The organism is Pseudomonas sp. AC463 (assembly GCF_979253585.1).
In genome coordinates this window covers 1-440 of sequence record NZ_CEEDDZ010000130.1, presented here as the reverse complement: position 1 = coordinate 440, position 440 = coordinate 1, and the positions used below count along the sequence as shown (strand labels likewise).

At 63.0% G+C, this 440-nt stretch carries 1 pseudogene; it reads left to right on the top strand.

The annotated features are described in order from the left end of the window. A pseudogene (locus AC0IYH_RS29430) lies at positions 1–410 on the top strand (isocitrate lyase); the annotation flags it as partial. Between the last annotated feature and the right edge of the window lie 30 nt (positions 411–440).

The window sequence follows — 440 nt, the reverse complement described above, 5'->3', positions numbered from 1 at the left end:
TCGCGGAGACGATCAAGCGCGAACACCCGAACAAGATGCTCGCCTATAACTGCTCGCCGAGTTTCAACTGGGAGGCGAACCTCGACAAGGACGACATCGCTCGCTTCCAGCGGGAGATCGGCGCGATGGGGTACAAGTACCAGTTCGTCACGCTTGCCGGCTTCCACCAGCTCAATCACGGCATGTACGAACTGGCGTCCGGCTACCGCGACCGCGGCATGGCGGCCTATTCGGAACTGCAACAGGCCGAATTCGCTAGCGAAGCCAAAGGCTACACCGCCACGCGTCACCAGCGTGAGGTCGGCACCGGCTATTTCGATCTTGTCGCGCAGGCCGTCGCCGGCGGCGAGAGCAGCACCACCGCGCTCGCCGAGTCCACCGAAGCCGCCCAGTTCCACAAAGCCGCCTAGTTCCACCAAGCCGCCTAGTCAGAGCAGCAA